The sequence below is a fragment of the Hymenobacter sp. R533113 genome, assembly GCF_056835965.1.
The window spans coordinates 213,429-229,465 of record NZ_JAKWBD010000011.1 but is presented as its reverse complement, the minus strand read 5'-3'; the positions used below and the strand labels follow the sequence as shown (position 1 = coordinate 229,465).

Genomic DNA, 16,037 nt, shown 5'->3' with positions numbered 1-16,037 from the left:
GGCTTTGACAGCCTCTCTAGAGCGTGAAGAAATGTTCATTTCTTCTATAGCCGACGAGCAAAGCGATATGTGTTGCGTTAGGAATTCGAAAGCAGCTGCTGGAGTTAGTTGGTCAGCAGTCATAACGATGTAGAGACGCGACATTTCGCGTCTTGTCGTTGCGGTCCTTAAACGACCAGGACCGTAAGATCCAGTCATCACAAGATCAGCAACGACGCGACGCGAAGTGTCGCGTCTCTACATCGGTCGGCTAATCAAGGATTAACGCAAGCAACTTCCAAGACTGGGGGGCTTTTTGCAAACCACTTTTATTTTTAGGAGGTGTCTTGGCCCACTGCTTACCTGTGGGTATTTTACGGCTGCCACCTGAGCATTCGTATCCAGCCGACCCCTTTACTGCCGCATCCGTGTCTCCGCGAAAAACCCCTTTTCTTTTTGGTTGCCTACTAGCACTTGTGCTGCTGGGCTTCTACCCCTCGGTCCGGGCGCAAGGGCAGTCCATTACGGTGAAAACAGACCTTGGGGTAGAGTTAGTAAATGCCCTCATGGTGCAGCTTTCGCCCGAATTTTTAAAAGATTCGGTCGCGGACCCGCACCTGTTTCGCACCACCCGGCTGATGCGCGAAAGCTATACCCACTTTGCGCCATTCCGCACCCACGCAGCTGTGCAGCGCACTCACTGGCTGGCCGACAAAATCGGTACGGGCGTGTACTTGCTGCCCTTATTCTATCAGGGATTTCCGCGCCCTCGACGGCACACGCCCATTTCAACGCCGTTGCTCGAAGCTATTCACGCTAATCCAGACTCGGCAGTACGCATTGCCGACGCCTATATGCGCTTGGTGGGGCAGTTCTATCAGGACTCACACTTCGCACGCTTTCAACGCACCAACCACGTTGTGTACGAGGTAGCCATCTCGGAAGTGAGGCGCAACCTTCCTTCTCCGGCCTTTATACCTACCATGGAGCGCTATTATGGTGCCCAAAAGGCGGGGTATTGTATTATCGTCAATCCATTTTTTAAATCGCAGTGGGGCATGGCCTGGGAGGTAGGAGGCGCCAATGGCCCGGTTGCTACCCAGATTGCGGCGCCTTTCGGAGAGCAAGTGCGCGTACGCGGACTCTTGTTAAAAGCTGGGTTTGACAACGCCGCAGAAGTACGCAACTTGTCGGTGCACGAGTTCGGACACACCTTTATCAATACCCTGACAGCCCGGCCAACCTTTGCGGCGGGCATTAGAGCGCAAAGCGCCTTATTTCAGCCCATTCCAGGGCAGGGCCAATACCGCGACTGGGAAACGTCATTCAATTAACATTTGGTACGGGCCGGCGAGGTTCGCCTGGCGCTGGCACTGGGCCGGGGAGATGTCAGCCAGAAGCTACGAGCAGACTACGCGGCCTGGATGTACCTGCCTTTTTTGAGCAGCAGCTCCGGCGCTATGAAGCGGACCGGCAGCGCTATCCTACCCTGGAATCGTTCTTGCCAGACTTAATTAGTGCTCTGCCGACGCTCAATCGATAGTTAACTGGTCACTAAACTGACCACCAACTAATCGTTCTTCCGCAGTACGAGGAGCAGCTCAAATGCTTGCTAAGTCATTCCATACTTCATACGCCACCCGAAACGTATTGCAATGCGCATCCACTATGTCGCTGATACGCTCGGAGTAGCCGCCGCCCATACTCACGGCCACGGGCAAGTTATTGTCCCGACAAAGCTTTAATACGAACTCATCCCGCTGCCGACAGCCAGCTTGGGTTAGGGCGAGCTTGCCGAGCTTATCAGTCGCCAAAACATCCACGCCTGCTTGAAAAAACACGAAATCTGGCTGAACCTCGGTCAGCAAACGAGGCAAAGTTGCCGTGAGCTGCGCCAGATACTCCGCATCTTCAGTGCCCAGCGCCAACTCCACATCCAGGTCCGACTGCTCCTTGCGCAGCGGATAATTGGCCCCCGCGTGCATAGAAAAAGTAAACACCCGTGGTTCATGCTGAAAAATGCTGGCCGTGCCGTCGCCCTGGTGCACGTCCAGATCCACGACTAATATTTGCTTCGCTAACCCATGATGCAGCAAGTGCGCGGCCGCAATGGCAATATCGTTGAGCACGCAAAAACCCTCGCCCCGGTCAGCAAACGCGTGATGGGTGCCGCCCGCCAGGTTCAGCGCCACACCGTCATGCAAAGCACGCCGCGCCGACTGCAAGGTGCCTGCGCTGCTGCTCAGGGAACGGCGCACCAACTGCTCGCTCTGCGGCAAGCCCAGCCGCCGCACTTCGGCAGGGGAGAGGCGCTGGTCGCGCACTTTGTGCCAATACTCGGGGGTGTGCACGCGCAGGATATCCTCCTCGGCGCACAGGCCAGGGTCGTAGAAATCGGCCTGGGGGGCAATTCCCTGCCACAGCAGCTGCTCCCGAATCAGCTCGTATTTGGCAATCGGAAACCGATGGCCGGGGGGCAAGTCCAGGGTGTAGCGTTCGGAAGTGGCGAGGCAGGGCATAAAAGAATCAAAACAAAGAAACGGGTTGGCATACGTAGGCAGCACAATAAGGAGTGCCCAGCTTAGCAATAACCCGATTCAGGCAAGGTAAGCTTTCATGCTAGCGGTTTCCCGATCCGTGTGCCTTGTAGAGACGCGACACTTCGCGTCTCCTCGTTGCTGAGGTTGTTAAGTCAGCAATTCAGGTCGTTCAACGAGGAGACGCGAAGTGTCGCGTCTCTACAAGGTGCTTACAAAATTTAGTAAACGATTATCAAAAAAATTATCAATATGATTATTCAAAAAAACACTCCCAGTAACGATTTAAATGAGGTTTTGTAAACAAACAATTAATGCCAATAAAATTTATTTTAAAAATATATACACTACCTATTGCATAAATAAAATCAACCCTGCATATTTGTCCCATCAACTACACAACGCCATGCTACGCTGCACCAATTTTATTTCAAAGCAAGACGCCATGGAGCCACGGAGCTCCAGCGCGGTTCGGTACAGCTAAGTAGCAGCAGATTCTCCTCTGATACTTCCGCAACCCGAACCTAAGCAGTTCGGGTTGTTTGTTTTACAACAGTTTACACCCGCACGGTCATGCGTTATCAACGCCCCACCTTCCTGCATACCTCCCTGATTAAACGGTCCAAGAACCGTTTCCAAGATTGGTGCGACCGGGCTTTTCCCCTGGATACGTTACGTAGATAAACCCTGCGTAACCCTTCCACGAAAAAAGCCCGACCCCCAAAGTCGGGCTTTTTTCATGCTTATGCAACTGAAAAAAACAAATCATTTTCAGGGTGAAAGAAGTGTGTCTATTTGTGAAATAAATAAAATAACAACCGATTTTAATTTGAGTAAAACTTTCAAAATAAGATCAATAATTATTTTCTAAAAAAAGCCGCAGTAACATAATTCTCACTTCTACAACTCCACGATTATGCGCTTCAACTTTACTTTCCGCAAAGCCACTACCACCAACCACGAGGGCGCTGCGGCCTTCGCTCTTACTCCCCAGTTGGAGTTGTACGCCGCCGTAGCCACAGCCGCCCTCAGCGACCAGTTCTACGAAACCGGCGATACTCGCTTGCTCCGCTTGCGCGATTTGGTGGCCCGCAACGACCCTGAGTTCGTGGCCCGCTTGGCGGTGTATGCCCGCGAGCAGCTGTACTTGCGCACCGTGCCCTTGGTGCTCACCGTAGAGCTGGCCCGCCTGCACCGCGGCGACAATCTGGTAAGCCGCCTGGTAGCCAGGGTGGTGCAGCGCGCCGACGAAATCACGGAGTTGCTGGCTTACTACGCCCAGGCCAACGAGCGCGATGGAGTAAAAACCCTCAACCGCCTCTCCAAGCAGGTGCAGAAAGGCTTAGCCCTGGCCTTCAACCGCTTCGACGGCTACCAGCTGGCCAAGTACGACCGCGCCGGGCGGGTGCGTCTCCGCGACGCCTTGTTTCTGGTGCACCCCACGCCCCGGAATGCGGAGCAGCAGGTCTTGTTCGACCAGCTTGTGCAGGGTACGCTGCCCACGCCTTACACCTGGGAAACCGAGTTGTCGGCCCTGGGGCAGCAGCACTTTGCTTCGGCTGCGGATCGTAAGGCGGCGTTCTGCTCGGTGTGGGAAACGTTGATTGGGAGCGGCAAGCTGGGCTACATGGCCTTGCTCCGCAACCTGCGCAACATCCTCGAAGCTGGCGTGTCGGGGGCAGCGGTGGAGCAGGTATGTGCCTGCCTCACCGACCGGTTTGCGGTGGCGCGCTCCAAGCAGTTGCCTTTCCGCTTCCTGGCCGCTTACCGCGAGGTGCTGACGGTACAGTCGGGCTACGTGGCGGTGGTGTTGGGAGCCCTGGAAACGGCCATTGCCCACAGCGCGGCCAACCTGCGCGGCTTCGACTCCGGCACCCGCGTACTCGTGGCCTGCGACGTGTCGAGCTCGATGCAGCAACCTGTGTCGGCGCGCAGCAAAGTGCTGCTCTACGATGTGGGCCTGGTGCTCGGAATGCTGTTGCAAAGCCGATGCAGCCACGTAGCCACCGGCATGTTCGGCGATAAGTGGAAGCGTATCAGTCTGCCCCGCGGCCGGGTGTTGCAAAACGTGCAGGAGTTCTATCGCCGCGAAGGCGAGGTAGGCTACAGCACCAACGGCCACCTGGTCGTCCGGGACCTAGTGCAGCGCCGCGAAGTGGTAGATAAGGTGATGCTTTTCACCGACGTTCAGCTCTGGAACAGTACCGGCGACGGTGATACGCTGGCCCGAGCCTGGATCGACTACCGCCGCACCGTAGCGCCCAACGCCCGCCTCTACCTGTTCGACCTGGCTGGCCACGGCACAGCACCCCTGGAAGTGCGCGCCGGCCACGGCGTCGCCCTGATTGCCGGTTGGTCGGATAAAGTGTTCGACGTGCTGCAAGCCCTGGAAAACGGCGAGTCGGCTTTAGCTGAGATAGAGAAAATTGATCTAGGTTAATGGATAAATCCAGGTGGTCATGCAGAGCAACGCGAAGCATCTCGCGTGCCGTCGTTGGATTACTAACTGTCATGCTTGATCTAGCGTCCGCTTGTCGAAGCATCTGTCCCGCTTCGTTGCAGAAGCATTGATTAGTAACCAGTATAGATGCTTCGACAGGCTCAGCATGACGGATAAACAAATGGTACAGAACAAAAACCCAAAGGTTGGGGGCCTAAATGCACAGCCAAACGGGCTGGGCCTGCCCCCGACTACTTGGAAACAACCTACAGGCAAGGTGCGGTAGATGGGCGTTACTTCGCTGGTTAGTCAGGCGGCCCTCGGGCAACCTGTTAGGGTTCGAATCCCGCTGGGGGGCTTTTTGCTGCCCAGACACGCCTACCGCTGTTGCCCTTGCCGCTGGGTTGAGTCACTAAATATCCCGCTGGGTGTCGTCGGGTAGCGTTCCTTCGTGTCGCGGGTTCGATTCCTGCCTTCCGCCCACCGCTCCAGGCGGCGAAAGTAGCTCAGTTGGTAGAGCAGAATGGCTTCGGCCGCGCTTCCCATTTTTTACCCCGGTTGGGTTGTAGTAAAAAGTACCTCGTTGGGTGCCGTAGCCTAGCCTTACTTCGATTCAGATTCGCCGGGTCGGGGGTTCGATTCCCTCTCGTCAGCCTTCGGGTTGGCCGTAGCTCAGTTGGTTAGAGCAGGTCAGTTGGCTGGGCGCTTTGTTGCCCCAATGAGTTATTGTTACTGCTTCTCAGGTGCCGTAGGAAGGCGATACTTCGGTGAGATTCATTCGTGAATTAGCGGGTTCAAATCCCGCAACTTGTGGCTGTGGCTACAGGAGATGCGCTTGCAAAAGTGTGTCGGCAGCGCCCACCGTCCGTTGCCTTGAGTAGCAGCTTGTTTTCCTGATGGGTGCCGTAGTGCAGCCTTACTTCGCCATAACGCTAAGGTCGGAGGTTCGAGTCCTTCCTGCCATTCGGGCAGTAGCTCAGTTGGTTAGAGCCTAGCACCGTGGCTGCACGCCTAGTAGCCCCAGCAGGAGCCGAGCCGGAGACGGTGTCGTCGGGTAGCCTTACTTCGTCTTTTAAACTACGAAGGCTCCCCAGCTTTTTCACCCGTTTCCGTGCCTCGGTAATTTTATCAAAACGTCAAGCTCCCCTCCTCAGATGAGGAGGGGATGCGGTGGCGCAGCCGCCGCTAGGGTGGTTGAGGGCGTTGTTTGATTGAACGTCATGCAGAGCGCAGCGAAGCATCTCGCCAGCGGCAGTAAGATTACTAATCCTGAGTCAGCACGCGAGATGCTTCGCTACGCTCTGCACGACCGCCTTTTTGAGTTTTTTAAACAACTAAACAACGACCTCAACCACCCCCGCTTTGGCTTCGCCAAACCATCCCCTCCTCATCTGAGGAGGGGAGTTGGTCGTTCTCTCGTCATTTTACTTCTCACTTACAAACGCGAAGTACCCCTTCGCAAACCTATTCATGGCTCAACAATTACGCGGCAACGACCTCCGGCAGCTTGGCTTCCCCGAGGGCCGCGCCATCGGGCTCGCGCTGGCTCAATTGCAGCGCAAGCATCTCAAACGACTCTCGCTTACCAGTCAACTCACGCTCTTACAGCAAATTCTGACTACTCCCATGGACTTTATTACGCACCTCGATTGGAGCCACGTGGCAGCCGCGTTGCTCCCGCCACCTTCGCGCCAACTCGAATTGGTGGCGCGCAAACCTTACGCCCTCTACGGGGCCGAACACATTGAAGCCGGTGCCCTGCACCAAATGGACACGGCCATGAAACTGCCCGTGACGGTGGCTGGCGCCCTCATGCCCGACGCCCACCACGGCTACGGCCTGCCCATCGGCGGCGTGTTGGCTACCGACAACGCGGTAATTCCTTACGCTGTGGGCGTTGACATTGGCTGCCGGATGGCGCTATCGGTGTATAATTTGCCCCCCAAGCACCTCACCCAGCGGGTGCAGGAGCTGCAAAAGCTGCTCCTGGACAACACCCGCTTCGGTAACCGGACTGGCTTTCAGCACGGCAAAAAAATCGGCCACGAGGTGCTGGACCGCGACGAGTTTCGCGACATTCCTTTCCTGCGCAACAAGCAGGCAACCGCCGCCGAGCAAATTGGTACGTCGGGTTCCGGCAACCACTTCGTCGAATTCGGCATCGTGGACATCACGGAGCCGAATAACGAGATGGGCGTACCGGTGGGCCAGTATGTGGGCTTGTTGTCGCACTCCGGCTCGCGGGGCCTGGGCGCTGGTGTGGCTAACCACTACACAAAGCTGGCCATGGAAAACTGCCAGCTGCCCAACGAAGCCAAGCACTTAGCCTGGCTTTCCCTCGACGGTGAATTGGGTCAAGAATACTGGGCGGCTATGAACCTGGCGGGCGCTTATGCGTCGGCCTGCCATGAGCACATTCACCAGCGCATGGCGAAAGCCTTGGGTGAGCGGCCTTTGGCGAAAGTGGAAAACCACCACAACTTCGCCTGGCGCGAAAAGCTGGCCGACGGCCGGGAGGTGATTGTGCACCGCAAGGGCGCCACACCAGCCGGCAAAGGCGTGCTCGGCATCATTCCCGGCTCGATGACGGCCCCCGGCTTTATCGTGCGCGGTCGGGGCGTGGCAGATTCCTTGGGGTCGGCCTCGCACGGGGCCGGCCGTCTCATGTCGCGCACGCGGGCCAAGCAGGAGCTAAGCGAGTCGGCGGTGCGCCAGCACCTCACCGACCACGGTGTAGTGCTGCAAGGCGGCGGCCTCGACGAAGCGCCCATGGCCTACAAAGACATCCACGCCGTGATGCAAAGTCAGCAGGAGCTAGTGGATGTGCTCGGCTCATTCACCCCGAAAATCGTGCGTATGGATGGTGCGTAGTTGATTAAAAAAGTCCCCCAGAATAGTTCTGGGGGGCTTTTTTATGTCAGGCGGTCATGCTGAGCGGAGCGAAGCATCTCGCGTGCTGATGTCAGAGTAGTAAATGTCATATTGAGGAATTGAAGCATCTCTACTGGATAGTATTCCCAACGAAGCGGCAGAGATGCTTCGACAAGCTCAGCATGACATATACTGTGGCAACGCCCGCTGGCGAGATACTTCACTGCGTTCTGCATGACGTTCTTATGGACCAAAGTCAACTGTATGGGCTTTGCTAATCCCAGCTCAGCCATAACCTATAGCTACCTATTAGCGCTACAACTGGGTACCACCCACCTCCTGGCATCATGGCCAAATCGACCAATAAACTTCACAGTAAGGACCTCCGCCAGATCGGTTTTACCAACGACCAGCACATTAGCCTCGCCCTCGATATCCTCGACCAGCGCGAGCTGCGCCGACTCGATAAGGGCAGTGCGCAGGCCTTGCTGCAGGAAATAAAAAACGACCCATTCAAATATCTGCGCGACGAAATGTGGCGACCCCTGGCCGAGCAGCTCGTGCCCCAGCCGTCGCGCGATGTAGCCCTCAATCTTGAAATAAAAGACTACCGTCGCTACGGCGAGCGGTTTATTGAAGACGGCGCCCGCAAGCAAATGGACACCGCTATGCAGCTCCCCGTCACGATTGATGGAGCCCTCATGCCTGATGCTCACCAAGGCTATGGGCTGCCCATCGGCGGCGTGTTGGCGGTTGATAACGCAGTAATTCCCTACGGCGTAGGTATGGACATAGGCTGCCGAATGGCCCTGTCTATCTTCGAGTTGCCGGCCAGCTACCTGAGTAAGCACAGCCAGGATTTACGCAAGCTGCTGCTGGAACACACTAAGTTTGGCAACAAGGAAGTGTTCAAGAAGCCCTTCACCGATGACCCCATTTTCGAGCGGCTGGAGTTTCGCGAAATTGGGGTGGTGCGGCACAAGCGCGATTCGGCGTTGGCCCAAATTGGCAGCTCGGGCTCGGGCAACCATTTTGTGGAGTTTGGGCTGGTGGATATTACCGATCCGAATAATGAAATGGGCGTGCCGGTGGGGCAATACGTAGGCTTGTTATCGCACTCTGGCTCGCGGGGGCTGGGAGCGGCCGTGGCCCAGCATTATACCAAAGTAGCCATGGAAAAATGCCCCCTGCCGCCCCAGGCGCGGCATTTGGCCTGGCTGTCGCTGGACTCGCAGGAAGGGCAGGAGTACTGGAGCGCCATGAACCTGGCCGGCGACTATGCCTCCGCCTGCCACCACGATATTCACCGCCGCCTCAGCAAAGGCTTGGGTAATGCACCCTTAGCACAAGTGGAAAACCACCACAACTTTGCCTGGAAAGAAACCCTACCGGACGGCCGCGAAGCTATTGTACACCGTAAGGGCGCCACACCGGCCGGCAAAGGCGTGCTCGGCGTTATTCCCGGCTCCATGACCGCGCCCGGCTTTATCGTGCGCGGACGCGGGGAGCGGGACTCGCTCCAATCGGCGTCGCACGGCGCCGGGCGTCGCCTCAGTCGCACCCAGGCCAAAGCGCAAATAGGAGAGGGCGACATGCGCCGCCAGCTGCGCGACCACGGCGTAGAGCTCATCGGCGGCGGCCTCGACGAAGCGCCCGCCGCCTACAAAGACATTCACCAGGTAATGGCCCACCAGCGCGACTTAGTGGATGTGCTGGGTACGTTCACGCCCAAAGTAGTGCGTATGGACGCCGGCGGTGGCAGAGGAAAAGGGTGAGGGGAGTAGCTGGGGAGCTTTTTATTTAATCAAGCTGACCCGTAAAATTGAGTAGTGGCTAAGATTTCAGCCTGTCGATTTCAATTGGCACCACGCTTTTGCTTAGACAGCAAGGCACGAATTCCTTGTCTTGATTTATAATCTTCTTGCTCAATAAGGTTGACGTGATATTTAGCTAAAATGACGCTGTCCATGAATCGATTATAACACGTCCAACTTTCGACCTCTCCATCATAGACGATGCAACCTTTTCGATGAATGAGCATACCGTACTTTTTCTCTAGCGTATCAGCATAGAGTGGGATACCAATTCCCCAGAAGTAATAGCCAATGGTTCCGTCTTTAGTATCTGCTTTTGCTTGGGATATACCTTTGTAACAGGCGCTTTCTTCTTGGTTATCAGAATCTTTAGTGCTTATGATTTTGCTTGCATTTCGGGGCGTAGCGGCAGTGGTATCGATAGCGGCTTGGCTTCTCGTAATAGTGTCTTGATGCTGGTCTCTACAGGATAACATAAGACCTACGCTCAAAACCAATACTGCAATCCTGTTGGTCAGCATAAGAGGAGGTATTTAATACAAGGTAAAACTATCTAGCATCCATCAACTCCTCCGTAGCAACCCCGACCGCCAAAATCGAGTACCGGAGAACTTCGCTTGGCGCAACTGGACTCTCGCCAAGTCACCCTTTCTGAGCTTTATTACACACATAATGCTATGCCTTCATCTTCTACCAAACGCTTAAATAAGCAAGTAGCGATAGTAACAGGAGCCAGCTCAGGCATTGGAACGGGAGTAGCTGTAGCACTGGCCGAAGCGGGCGCAAGCGTTGTGGTCAACTACCATAGCGATGCTGAAGAGGCTGGGCAGGTAGTGGCGCACATACAAGAAAAGGGCGGGACAGCCATTGCCATCAAAGCCGATGTGAGCAAAGAAGACCAGGTGCAGCAGATGTTTCGGCAGACGATTGAGCAGTTTGGTACCCTTCACATTCTGGTTGCCAACTCCGGTATTCAACAGGATGCGACGCTGGTAGACATGACCCTGGAGCAATGGCAACGGGTAATTGACGTGAACCTGACGGGGCAATTTCTTTGTGCCCGTGAGGCGGCGCGGGAGTTTATCAAGCGCGGTCCCCAGCCTGATGTATCGCGGGCTACGGGCAAGATTATCTGCATGAGCTCCGTGCACGAAACCATTCCGTGGGCGGGCCACGTTAACTACGCCGCGTCGAAAGGTGGTCTGATGCTATTCATGAAAAGTATGGCCCAGGAGCTGGCTCCGCACAAAATCCGGGTGAACAGCATCGCGCCCGGCGCCATCAAAACGCCCCTCAACAACGAAGCCTGGGAAACACCCGAAGCGGCGAATAAGCTGCTGAAGCTCATCCCATACGGCCGCATTGGGGAGGTAGAGGATATCGGGCGGGTAGCCGCCTGGCTGGCATCTGATGAGGCCGATTATGTCCATGGTACGACCCTGTACGTAGATGGCGGCATGACCTTATACCCCGGCTTTGCTGATAATGGGTAACGAGATGAAATCGGTGTAAACATAAGCTCGTCAGTACTTTGTACAGGACGGTGCCATAGCTCGTCTGTAGGTGCACAGGCCGCTACTACTTCTGTTTTCCCCGCCGCCAATACTATCTACATTTAGCCCGGCGAGTAAGCCAAGGCTACGACACACCTATGACGCAAGAACAACTACGCTTAGCTGAATCTAACGCTCAAAATACCGTCTGGAAGAAATTTGGCCCTTACCTCACCGAGCGGCAGTGGGGCACCGTGCGCGAAGACTATAGCGCCAACGGCAACGCCTGGGAGTATATCACCCACGATCTGGCCCGCAGCTACGCCTACCGCTGGGGTGAGGAAGGGCTGGGGGGCATTTCTGACCATCGCCAGCGCCTGTGCTTCTGCGTAGGGCTCTGGAACGGGGCCGACGGCATCCTGAAAGAGCGCCTGTTTGGCCTCACCAACGGCCAAGGCAACCACGGCGAGGACGTGAAGGAGTATTACTATTACCTCGACAGCACGCCCACGCACTCCTACATGAAGATGCTCTACAAGTATCCGCAGCAGGAGTTTCCGTACGTGCAGCTGGCTGAAGAAAATGCCAAGCGCACCCGCGATGAGCCTGAGTACGAACTCGATGACACCGGGATCTTCAAGGATAACCGCTACTTCGATGTGTATGTGGAGTACGCTAAGGCTGGAATCGACGACATACTGATTCAGATAACCGTGCACAACCGGGGGGCAAAAATGGCCCCCATCATGGTGCTGCCTCAGGTGTGGTTTCGCAATACCTGGTCGTGGGGGCACAACCCATACCGGCCGGAGCTCAGCACAACCGAGCCTGGGGTAGTTCAGATTGACCATCAGACCCTCGGCCACTACCAGCTCTACTGCGACCAGAATCCGGAGCTGCTTTTTTGTGACAATGACACCAATGGTGACCGGCTCTATGGGCTGCCAGCGGAGGGAATGTTTTTCAAGGATGGCATCAATAACTACGTTATTGACGGTAAGCTCGACGCCATTAATCCTGCCCAGACGGGCACGAAGGCCGCCGCGCAGTACACCCTGCATATTCCGGCGGGCGAGTCTCAGACGGTGCGCCTGCGCTTGAGTCAGGCCACGCTAGACGCGCCATTCGCCGATTTTGCCGACCTGTTTGCTTTGCGCCTGCAAGAGGCCGACGAGTTTTACGACTGTGTGCAGGAGAAAGTAACCAACCCTGATGCGCGCAACATTCAGCGCCAGGCGTTTGCGGGTATGCTCTGGAGCAAGCAGTTCTATTACTACGACATGTCCCAGTGGATCGATGGCGACCCGAATATGCTGGCCCCACCCAATGAGCGCCGCACCGGCCGCAACAGCAACTGGCGTCATCTCTACAACGACGACATCATCTCGATGCCCGACAAGTGGGAGTACCCCTGGTACGCGGCCTGGGACCTCGCTTTTCACTGTATTCCGCTGGCCATGGTGGACGCGCGCTTCGCCAAGCACCAGCTGCGCCTGCTCACCCGCGACTGGTATATGCACCCCAACGGCCAGCTGCCGGCCTACGAGTGGAACCTGAGCGACGTGAACCCGCCGGTGCACGCCTGGGCTACCTGGCGCGTGTATCAGATGGATAAAGCGCAAAACAACGGGCAGGGCGACACGCACTTTCTGGAGTCAGTGTATCATAAGCTGACGCTCAACTTCACCTGGTGGGTGAACCACAAAGACAAAAGCAACCGCAATATCTTCGAGGGGGGCTTTTTGGGGCTGGATAACATCGGAGTATTCGACCGCTCGGCTCCGTTGCCTACCGGCGGCACCATCGAGCAATCGGATGGTACCAGCTGGATGGCTATGTACGCCCTCAACCTCATGCGCATCGCCCTGGAGCTGGCCCAAACAAACCCTGTATATCAGGATATTGCCAGCAAATTCTTCGAGCATTTCCTTTATATCGTGGATGCCATGACCCGGAGCGGCGACGGCGCTTTCAACCTCTGGGACGAGGAAGATGAGTTTTACTACGACGTGCTCCACACCCCGGATAATGTGCGCACCAAGCTTAAGGTACGCTCCATCGTGGGCTTGATTCCCTTGTTTGCGGTCGAAGTGCTGGATGACGAGCTGCTGGCGGCCATGCCCGATTTCACCCGCCGTCTGCGCTGGATGCTCGACAATCGGCCCCAGCTGGCGGAGCTGGTGTCGCGGTGGCTGGAGCCGGGCAAGGACAACCGGCACCTGCTGTCGCTGCTCCGTAGCCATCGTCTCAAATGCCTGCTCCGGCGCATGCTCGATGAGGCCGAATTCCTGTCGGAGTTTGGGGTGCGGGCCATGTCGCGCTATCACTTGGAGCACCCCTACGTGTACCCCACGCCCGAAGCCAATTTCACGGTGGGCTACGTGCCCGGCGAGGCCGAGTCCAGTATGTTTGGGGGCAACTCCAACTGGCGCGGGCCTATCTGGTTTCCTATTAACTTCCTGATTATTGAGTCGTTAGAGAAGTTTTATAAGTATTATGGCGACTCTCTGAAAGTAGAGTATCCGACCGGCTCCGGCGAGCTGCGCAACCTCCGCGATATTGCCGCCTCCTTATCCGAGCGCCTGACCAAGCTGTTTTTAAAAGACGGAAACGGCCACCGCCCGGCCTTCGGTAAATCTGAGCTGCTCCAAACCGATCCTCACTTCAAAGATAACCTGCTCTTCCACGAGTACTTCCACGGCGACGATGGCCACGGCCTGGGTGCCAACCACCAAACCGGCTGGACTGGCCTGATCGTGCGGCTGTTACAGCCACAGTCGTAGCGTAAGCAGGATTTACAAAGAAAGTATAAAGCTGGTCATACAGAGCACAGCGAAGCATCTCGCGTGCTGATGAGGGAGTAGTAATCCAACAACGGCACGCGAGATGCTTCGCTGTGCTCTGCATGACGGCCTATCAGGTAAATACTAGAAAACAAGAGACTCAGGCTGCTGAGCATTTTATTGCCTACTATTGAAGCCGCATTCCTCCGTTTCACCTTCTTTCTAAGATGCTTCGTTTCAGTACTGCTGCCTTTTGCCTGGCTGGCCTTTTTTTACTGGGGTCGCCCGCCGCTGAGGCCCAGCAAAATGCCCCCCAGGATTCCGTTTTCGTCCGCCAGAACTACCGCAAGCTCGACCGCCTTATTCCTATGCGAGATGGGGTAAAGCTGTACACAGTCATTTATGTGCCCATTGACGCTACCAAGAAAAACCGGTATCCATTCTTGCTGGAGCGCACGCCCTACTCAGCCGCTCCCTACGGCGAAACGAACTACCCCAAAACCGGGCCTGGCACGAGCCGGGCATTATCGCAGGAGAAATACATTTTTGTGTATCAGGATGTGCGCGGGCGCTACAAAAGTGAGGGCCAATTTGAGGAAGTAACGCCTAACGTGCCCGGCAACAAAACCAAGCAAACCGACGAAAGCTCTGATACTTACGATACCATTGAGTGGCTGCTCAAGAACGTGCCGAACCATAACGGCCGCGCCGGTATCACGGGCATTTCCTACCCCGGTTTCTACGCCACCGCCGCCCTGCCCGACGCGCATCCGGCCCTGAAAGCCGTGTCGCCCCAGGCTCCGGTGACCGACGAATTTATTGGCGACGACGCCCGGCACAATGGCGCTTTTTTCCTGCTGGATAACTTCTCTTTCACCAACTATTTTGATGCGCCGCGCACGGGTCCGGTGGAGGAATACCAGCCGTTATTCTCCTTCAAGCCCAAAGATCTATATCAGTTTTTCCTCGATTTAGGACCGATCAAAAACGCCAACGCACCCCAGTATTTTAACAATAGGGCCAAGATTTGGAATGAGTATCAGGAGCACGATACCTACGATACTTACTGGCAGGCGCGCAATATCCGAACGGCTTTGAAAAGCATAAAACCCGCGGTTTTGGTTGTGGGGGGCTTTTTTGACGCCGAAGATTTGTTCGGAGCCCTGAACACCTATAAAGCCATTGAGCGGCAGAACCCGAAAAATAACAGTCGCCTCGTGATGGGCCCCTGGACCCACGGCGCTTGGTCGCGGCAGGAGTGGAACCAGTTTGGGCCGCTGAACTTTGGTAGCAATACCGCAAAGTATTATCAGGAGGAAATCGAGCTGAAGTTTTTCAATGCTTACCTCAAAGACAAGGGCAAATTCACCCAAGCCGAAGCCACCATTTTCAACACCGGCACCAACGAGTGGAAGACGTTTGAACAGTGGCCGCCCGCCGCTACGCAAGCCCAGACTCTCTTCTTTCAGCCCAACGGCGCGCTTGCTTTTTCCGCTACCACTGCCCCGGAAAGCTTCGCGGAGTACGTGAGTGACCCCAGCAAGCCCGTGCCCTACACCGACGGCATCTTTGCCCGCCGCAACAACGAGTACATGATAGAGGATCAGCGCTTTGCCGCCCGCCGCCCCGACGTACTCGTTTTCCAGACGCCGCCCCTAACTGAAGATTTGACCCTGACTGGCCCGCTCACCGCCGACCTCTTCGTGACCACCACCGGCACCGATGCCGACTTCATTGTCAAGCTCATCGACGTACTGCCTGACTCGGCTCGCAACCCGACACCCAACCCGAAAAATGTGCAACTGGCCGGCTATCAGCGCCTGGTGCGCGCCGAGGTAACTAGAGGGCGTTTTCGTAATAGCTTCGAGAAGCCGGAGCCGTTTCAGCCCGGCCAGATTGCAGAGGTAAAGTATGAGCTGCCGGATGTGTTGCACACCTTTAAAAAGGGCCACCGCCTGATGGTGCAGGTGCAAAGCTCTTGGTTTCCCCTTGTCGACCGCAACCCGCAGACCTTCGTGGATATTTCGGAAGCGGAGAACAAAGACTTCGTGAAGGCCACGCTACGTCTGTACCACGATGCCCAGCGGCCATCGGGGCTACGGGTACAAAAGCAGCCGTAA

10 protein-coding genes are annotated in these 16,037 nt (G+C 56.0%); 7 read left to right on the top strand and 3 right to left on the bottom strand.

What is annotated here, in order from left to right; translation table 11 throughout:
• Positions 1–455 precede the first annotated feature (455 nt).
• On the top strand, positions 456–1,313 hold the full coding sequence (locus MKZ35_RS08075) for a DUF4932 domain-containing protein (RefSeq protein WP_482512719.1): 858 nt from the start codon (positions 456–458) through the stop codon (positions 1,311–1,313).
• 267 nt (positions 1,314–1,580) lie between these two features.
• Here MKZ35_RS08075 and MKZ35_RS08070 read toward each other — a convergent pair whose 3' ends face one another.
• On the bottom strand, positions 1,581–2,498 hold the full coding sequence (locus MKZ35_RS08070) for a histone deacetylase family protein (protein WP_482512718.1): 918 nt from the start codon (positions 2,496–2,498) through the stop codon (positions 1,581–1,583).
• Between the two features lie 934 nt (positions 2,499–3,432).
• Here MKZ35_RS08070 and MKZ35_RS08065 point away from each other — a divergent pair.
• The gene (locus MKZ35_RS08065; protein ID WP_482512717.1) at positions 3,433–4,956 is read left to right on the top strand and encodes a TROVE domain-containing protein; all 1,524 of its coding nucleotides are present in this window, start codon (positions 3,433–3,435) and stop codon (positions 4,954–4,956) included.
• A gap of 378 nt (positions 4,957–5,334) precedes the next feature.
• Here MKZ35_RS08065 and MKZ35_RS08060 read toward each other — a convergent pair whose 3' ends face one another.
• A complete protein-coding gene (locus MKZ35_RS08060; RefSeq protein ID WP_482512716.1) occupies positions 5,335–5,502 on the bottom strand; it encodes a hypothetical protein in 168 nt (55 codons plus the stop codon).
• A gap of 924 nt (positions 5,503–6,426) precedes the next feature.
• Here MKZ35_RS08060 and MKZ35_RS08055 point away from each other — a divergent pair.
• Positions 6,427–7,827, top strand: a complete 1,401-nt coding sequence (locus MKZ35_RS08055; protein WP_482512715.1) for an RtcB family protein — start codon at positions 6,427–6,429, stop codon at positions 7,825–7,827.
• A gap of 347 nt (positions 7,828–8,174) precedes the next feature.
• Positions 8,175–9,602, top strand: coding sequence for an RtcB family protein (locus tag MKZ35_RS08050; RefSeq protein ID WP_482512714.1), 1,428 nt, complete (start codon positions 8,175–8,177; stop codon positions 9,600–9,602).
• An 80-nt stretch (positions 9,603–9,682) separates the two neighbouring features.
• Here the strand turns inward: MKZ35_RS08050 and MKZ35_RS08045 are convergent, their stop codons facing one another.
• Positions 9,683–10,162 (bottom strand): hypothetical protein, encoded by a 480-nt coding sequence (locus MKZ35_RS08045; protein ID WP_482512713.1) that lies wholly within the window; start codon positions 10,160–10,162, stop codon positions 9,683–9,685.
• Positions 10,163–10,318: 156 nt separating this feature from the next.
• Here MKZ35_RS08045 and MKZ35_RS08040 point away from each other — a divergent pair, with 156 nt between their 5' ends.
• The 3 genes from MKZ35_RS08040 to MKZ35_RS08030 all read left to right on the top strand — a co-directional run bounded on the left by MKZ35_RS08040 (position 10,319) and on the right by MKZ35_RS08030 (position 16,037).
• Positions 10,319–11,134 carry an SDR family oxidoreductase gene (locus tag MKZ35_RS08040; protein WP_482512712.1) on the top strand — a complete coding sequence of 272 codons (816 nt, stop codon included), beginning with the start codon at positions 10,319–10,321 and terminating at the stop codon, positions 11,132–11,134.
• A 158-nt stretch (positions 11,135–11,292) separates the two neighbouring features.
• The gene (locus MKZ35_RS08035; protein WP_482512711.1) at positions 11,293–13,917 is read left to right on the top strand and encodes an MGH1-like glycoside hydrolase domain-containing protein; all 2,625 of its coding nucleotides are present in this window, start codon (positions 11,293–11,295) and stop codon (positions 13,915–13,917) included.
• A gap of 227 nt (positions 13,918–14,144) precedes the next feature.
• Positions 14,145–16,037: a CocE/NonD family hydrolase gene (locus tag MKZ35_RS08030; protein ID WP_482512710.1), complete on the top strand. Its 1,893-nt coding sequence runs from the start codon at positions 14,145–14,147 to the stop codon at positions 16,035–16,037.

Coding starts and splice junctions, on each gene's coding strand:
- MKZ35_RS08060 (WP_482512716.1), bottom strand. CDS start 5,502: ATGGGAAGCGCGGCCGAAGCCATTCTGCTCTACCAACTGAGCTACTTT.
- MKZ35_RS08040 (WP_482512712.1), top strand. CDS start 10,319: ATGCCTTCATCTTCTACCAAACGCTTAAATAAGCAAGTAGCGATAGTA.
- MKZ35_RS08045 (WP_482512713.1), bottom strand. CDS start 10,162: ATGCTGACCAACAGGATTGCAGTATTGGTTTTGAGCGTAGGTCTTATG.
- MKZ35_RS08065 (WP_482512717.1), top strand. CDS start 3,433: ATGCGCTTCAACTTTACTTTCCGCAAAGCCACTACCACCAACCACGAG.
- MKZ35_RS08030 (WP_482512710.1), top strand. CDS start 14,145: ATGCTTCGTTTCAGTACTGCTGCCTTTTGCCTGGCTGGCCTTTTTTTA.
- MKZ35_RS08050 (WP_482512714.1), top strand. CDS start 8,175: ATGGCCAAATCGACCAATAAACTTCACAGTAAGGACCTCCGCCAGATC.
- MKZ35_RS08055 (WP_482512715.1), top strand. CDS start 6,427: ATGGCTCAACAATTACGCGGCAACGACCTCCGGCAGCTTGGCTTCCCC.
- MKZ35_RS08035 (WP_482512711.1), top strand. CDS start 11,293: ATGACGCAAGAACAACTACGCTTAGCTGAATCTAACGCTCAAAATACC.
- MKZ35_RS08070 (WP_482512718.1), bottom strand. CDS start 2,498: ATGCCCTGCCTCGCCACTTCCGAACGCTACACCCTGGACTTGCCCCCC.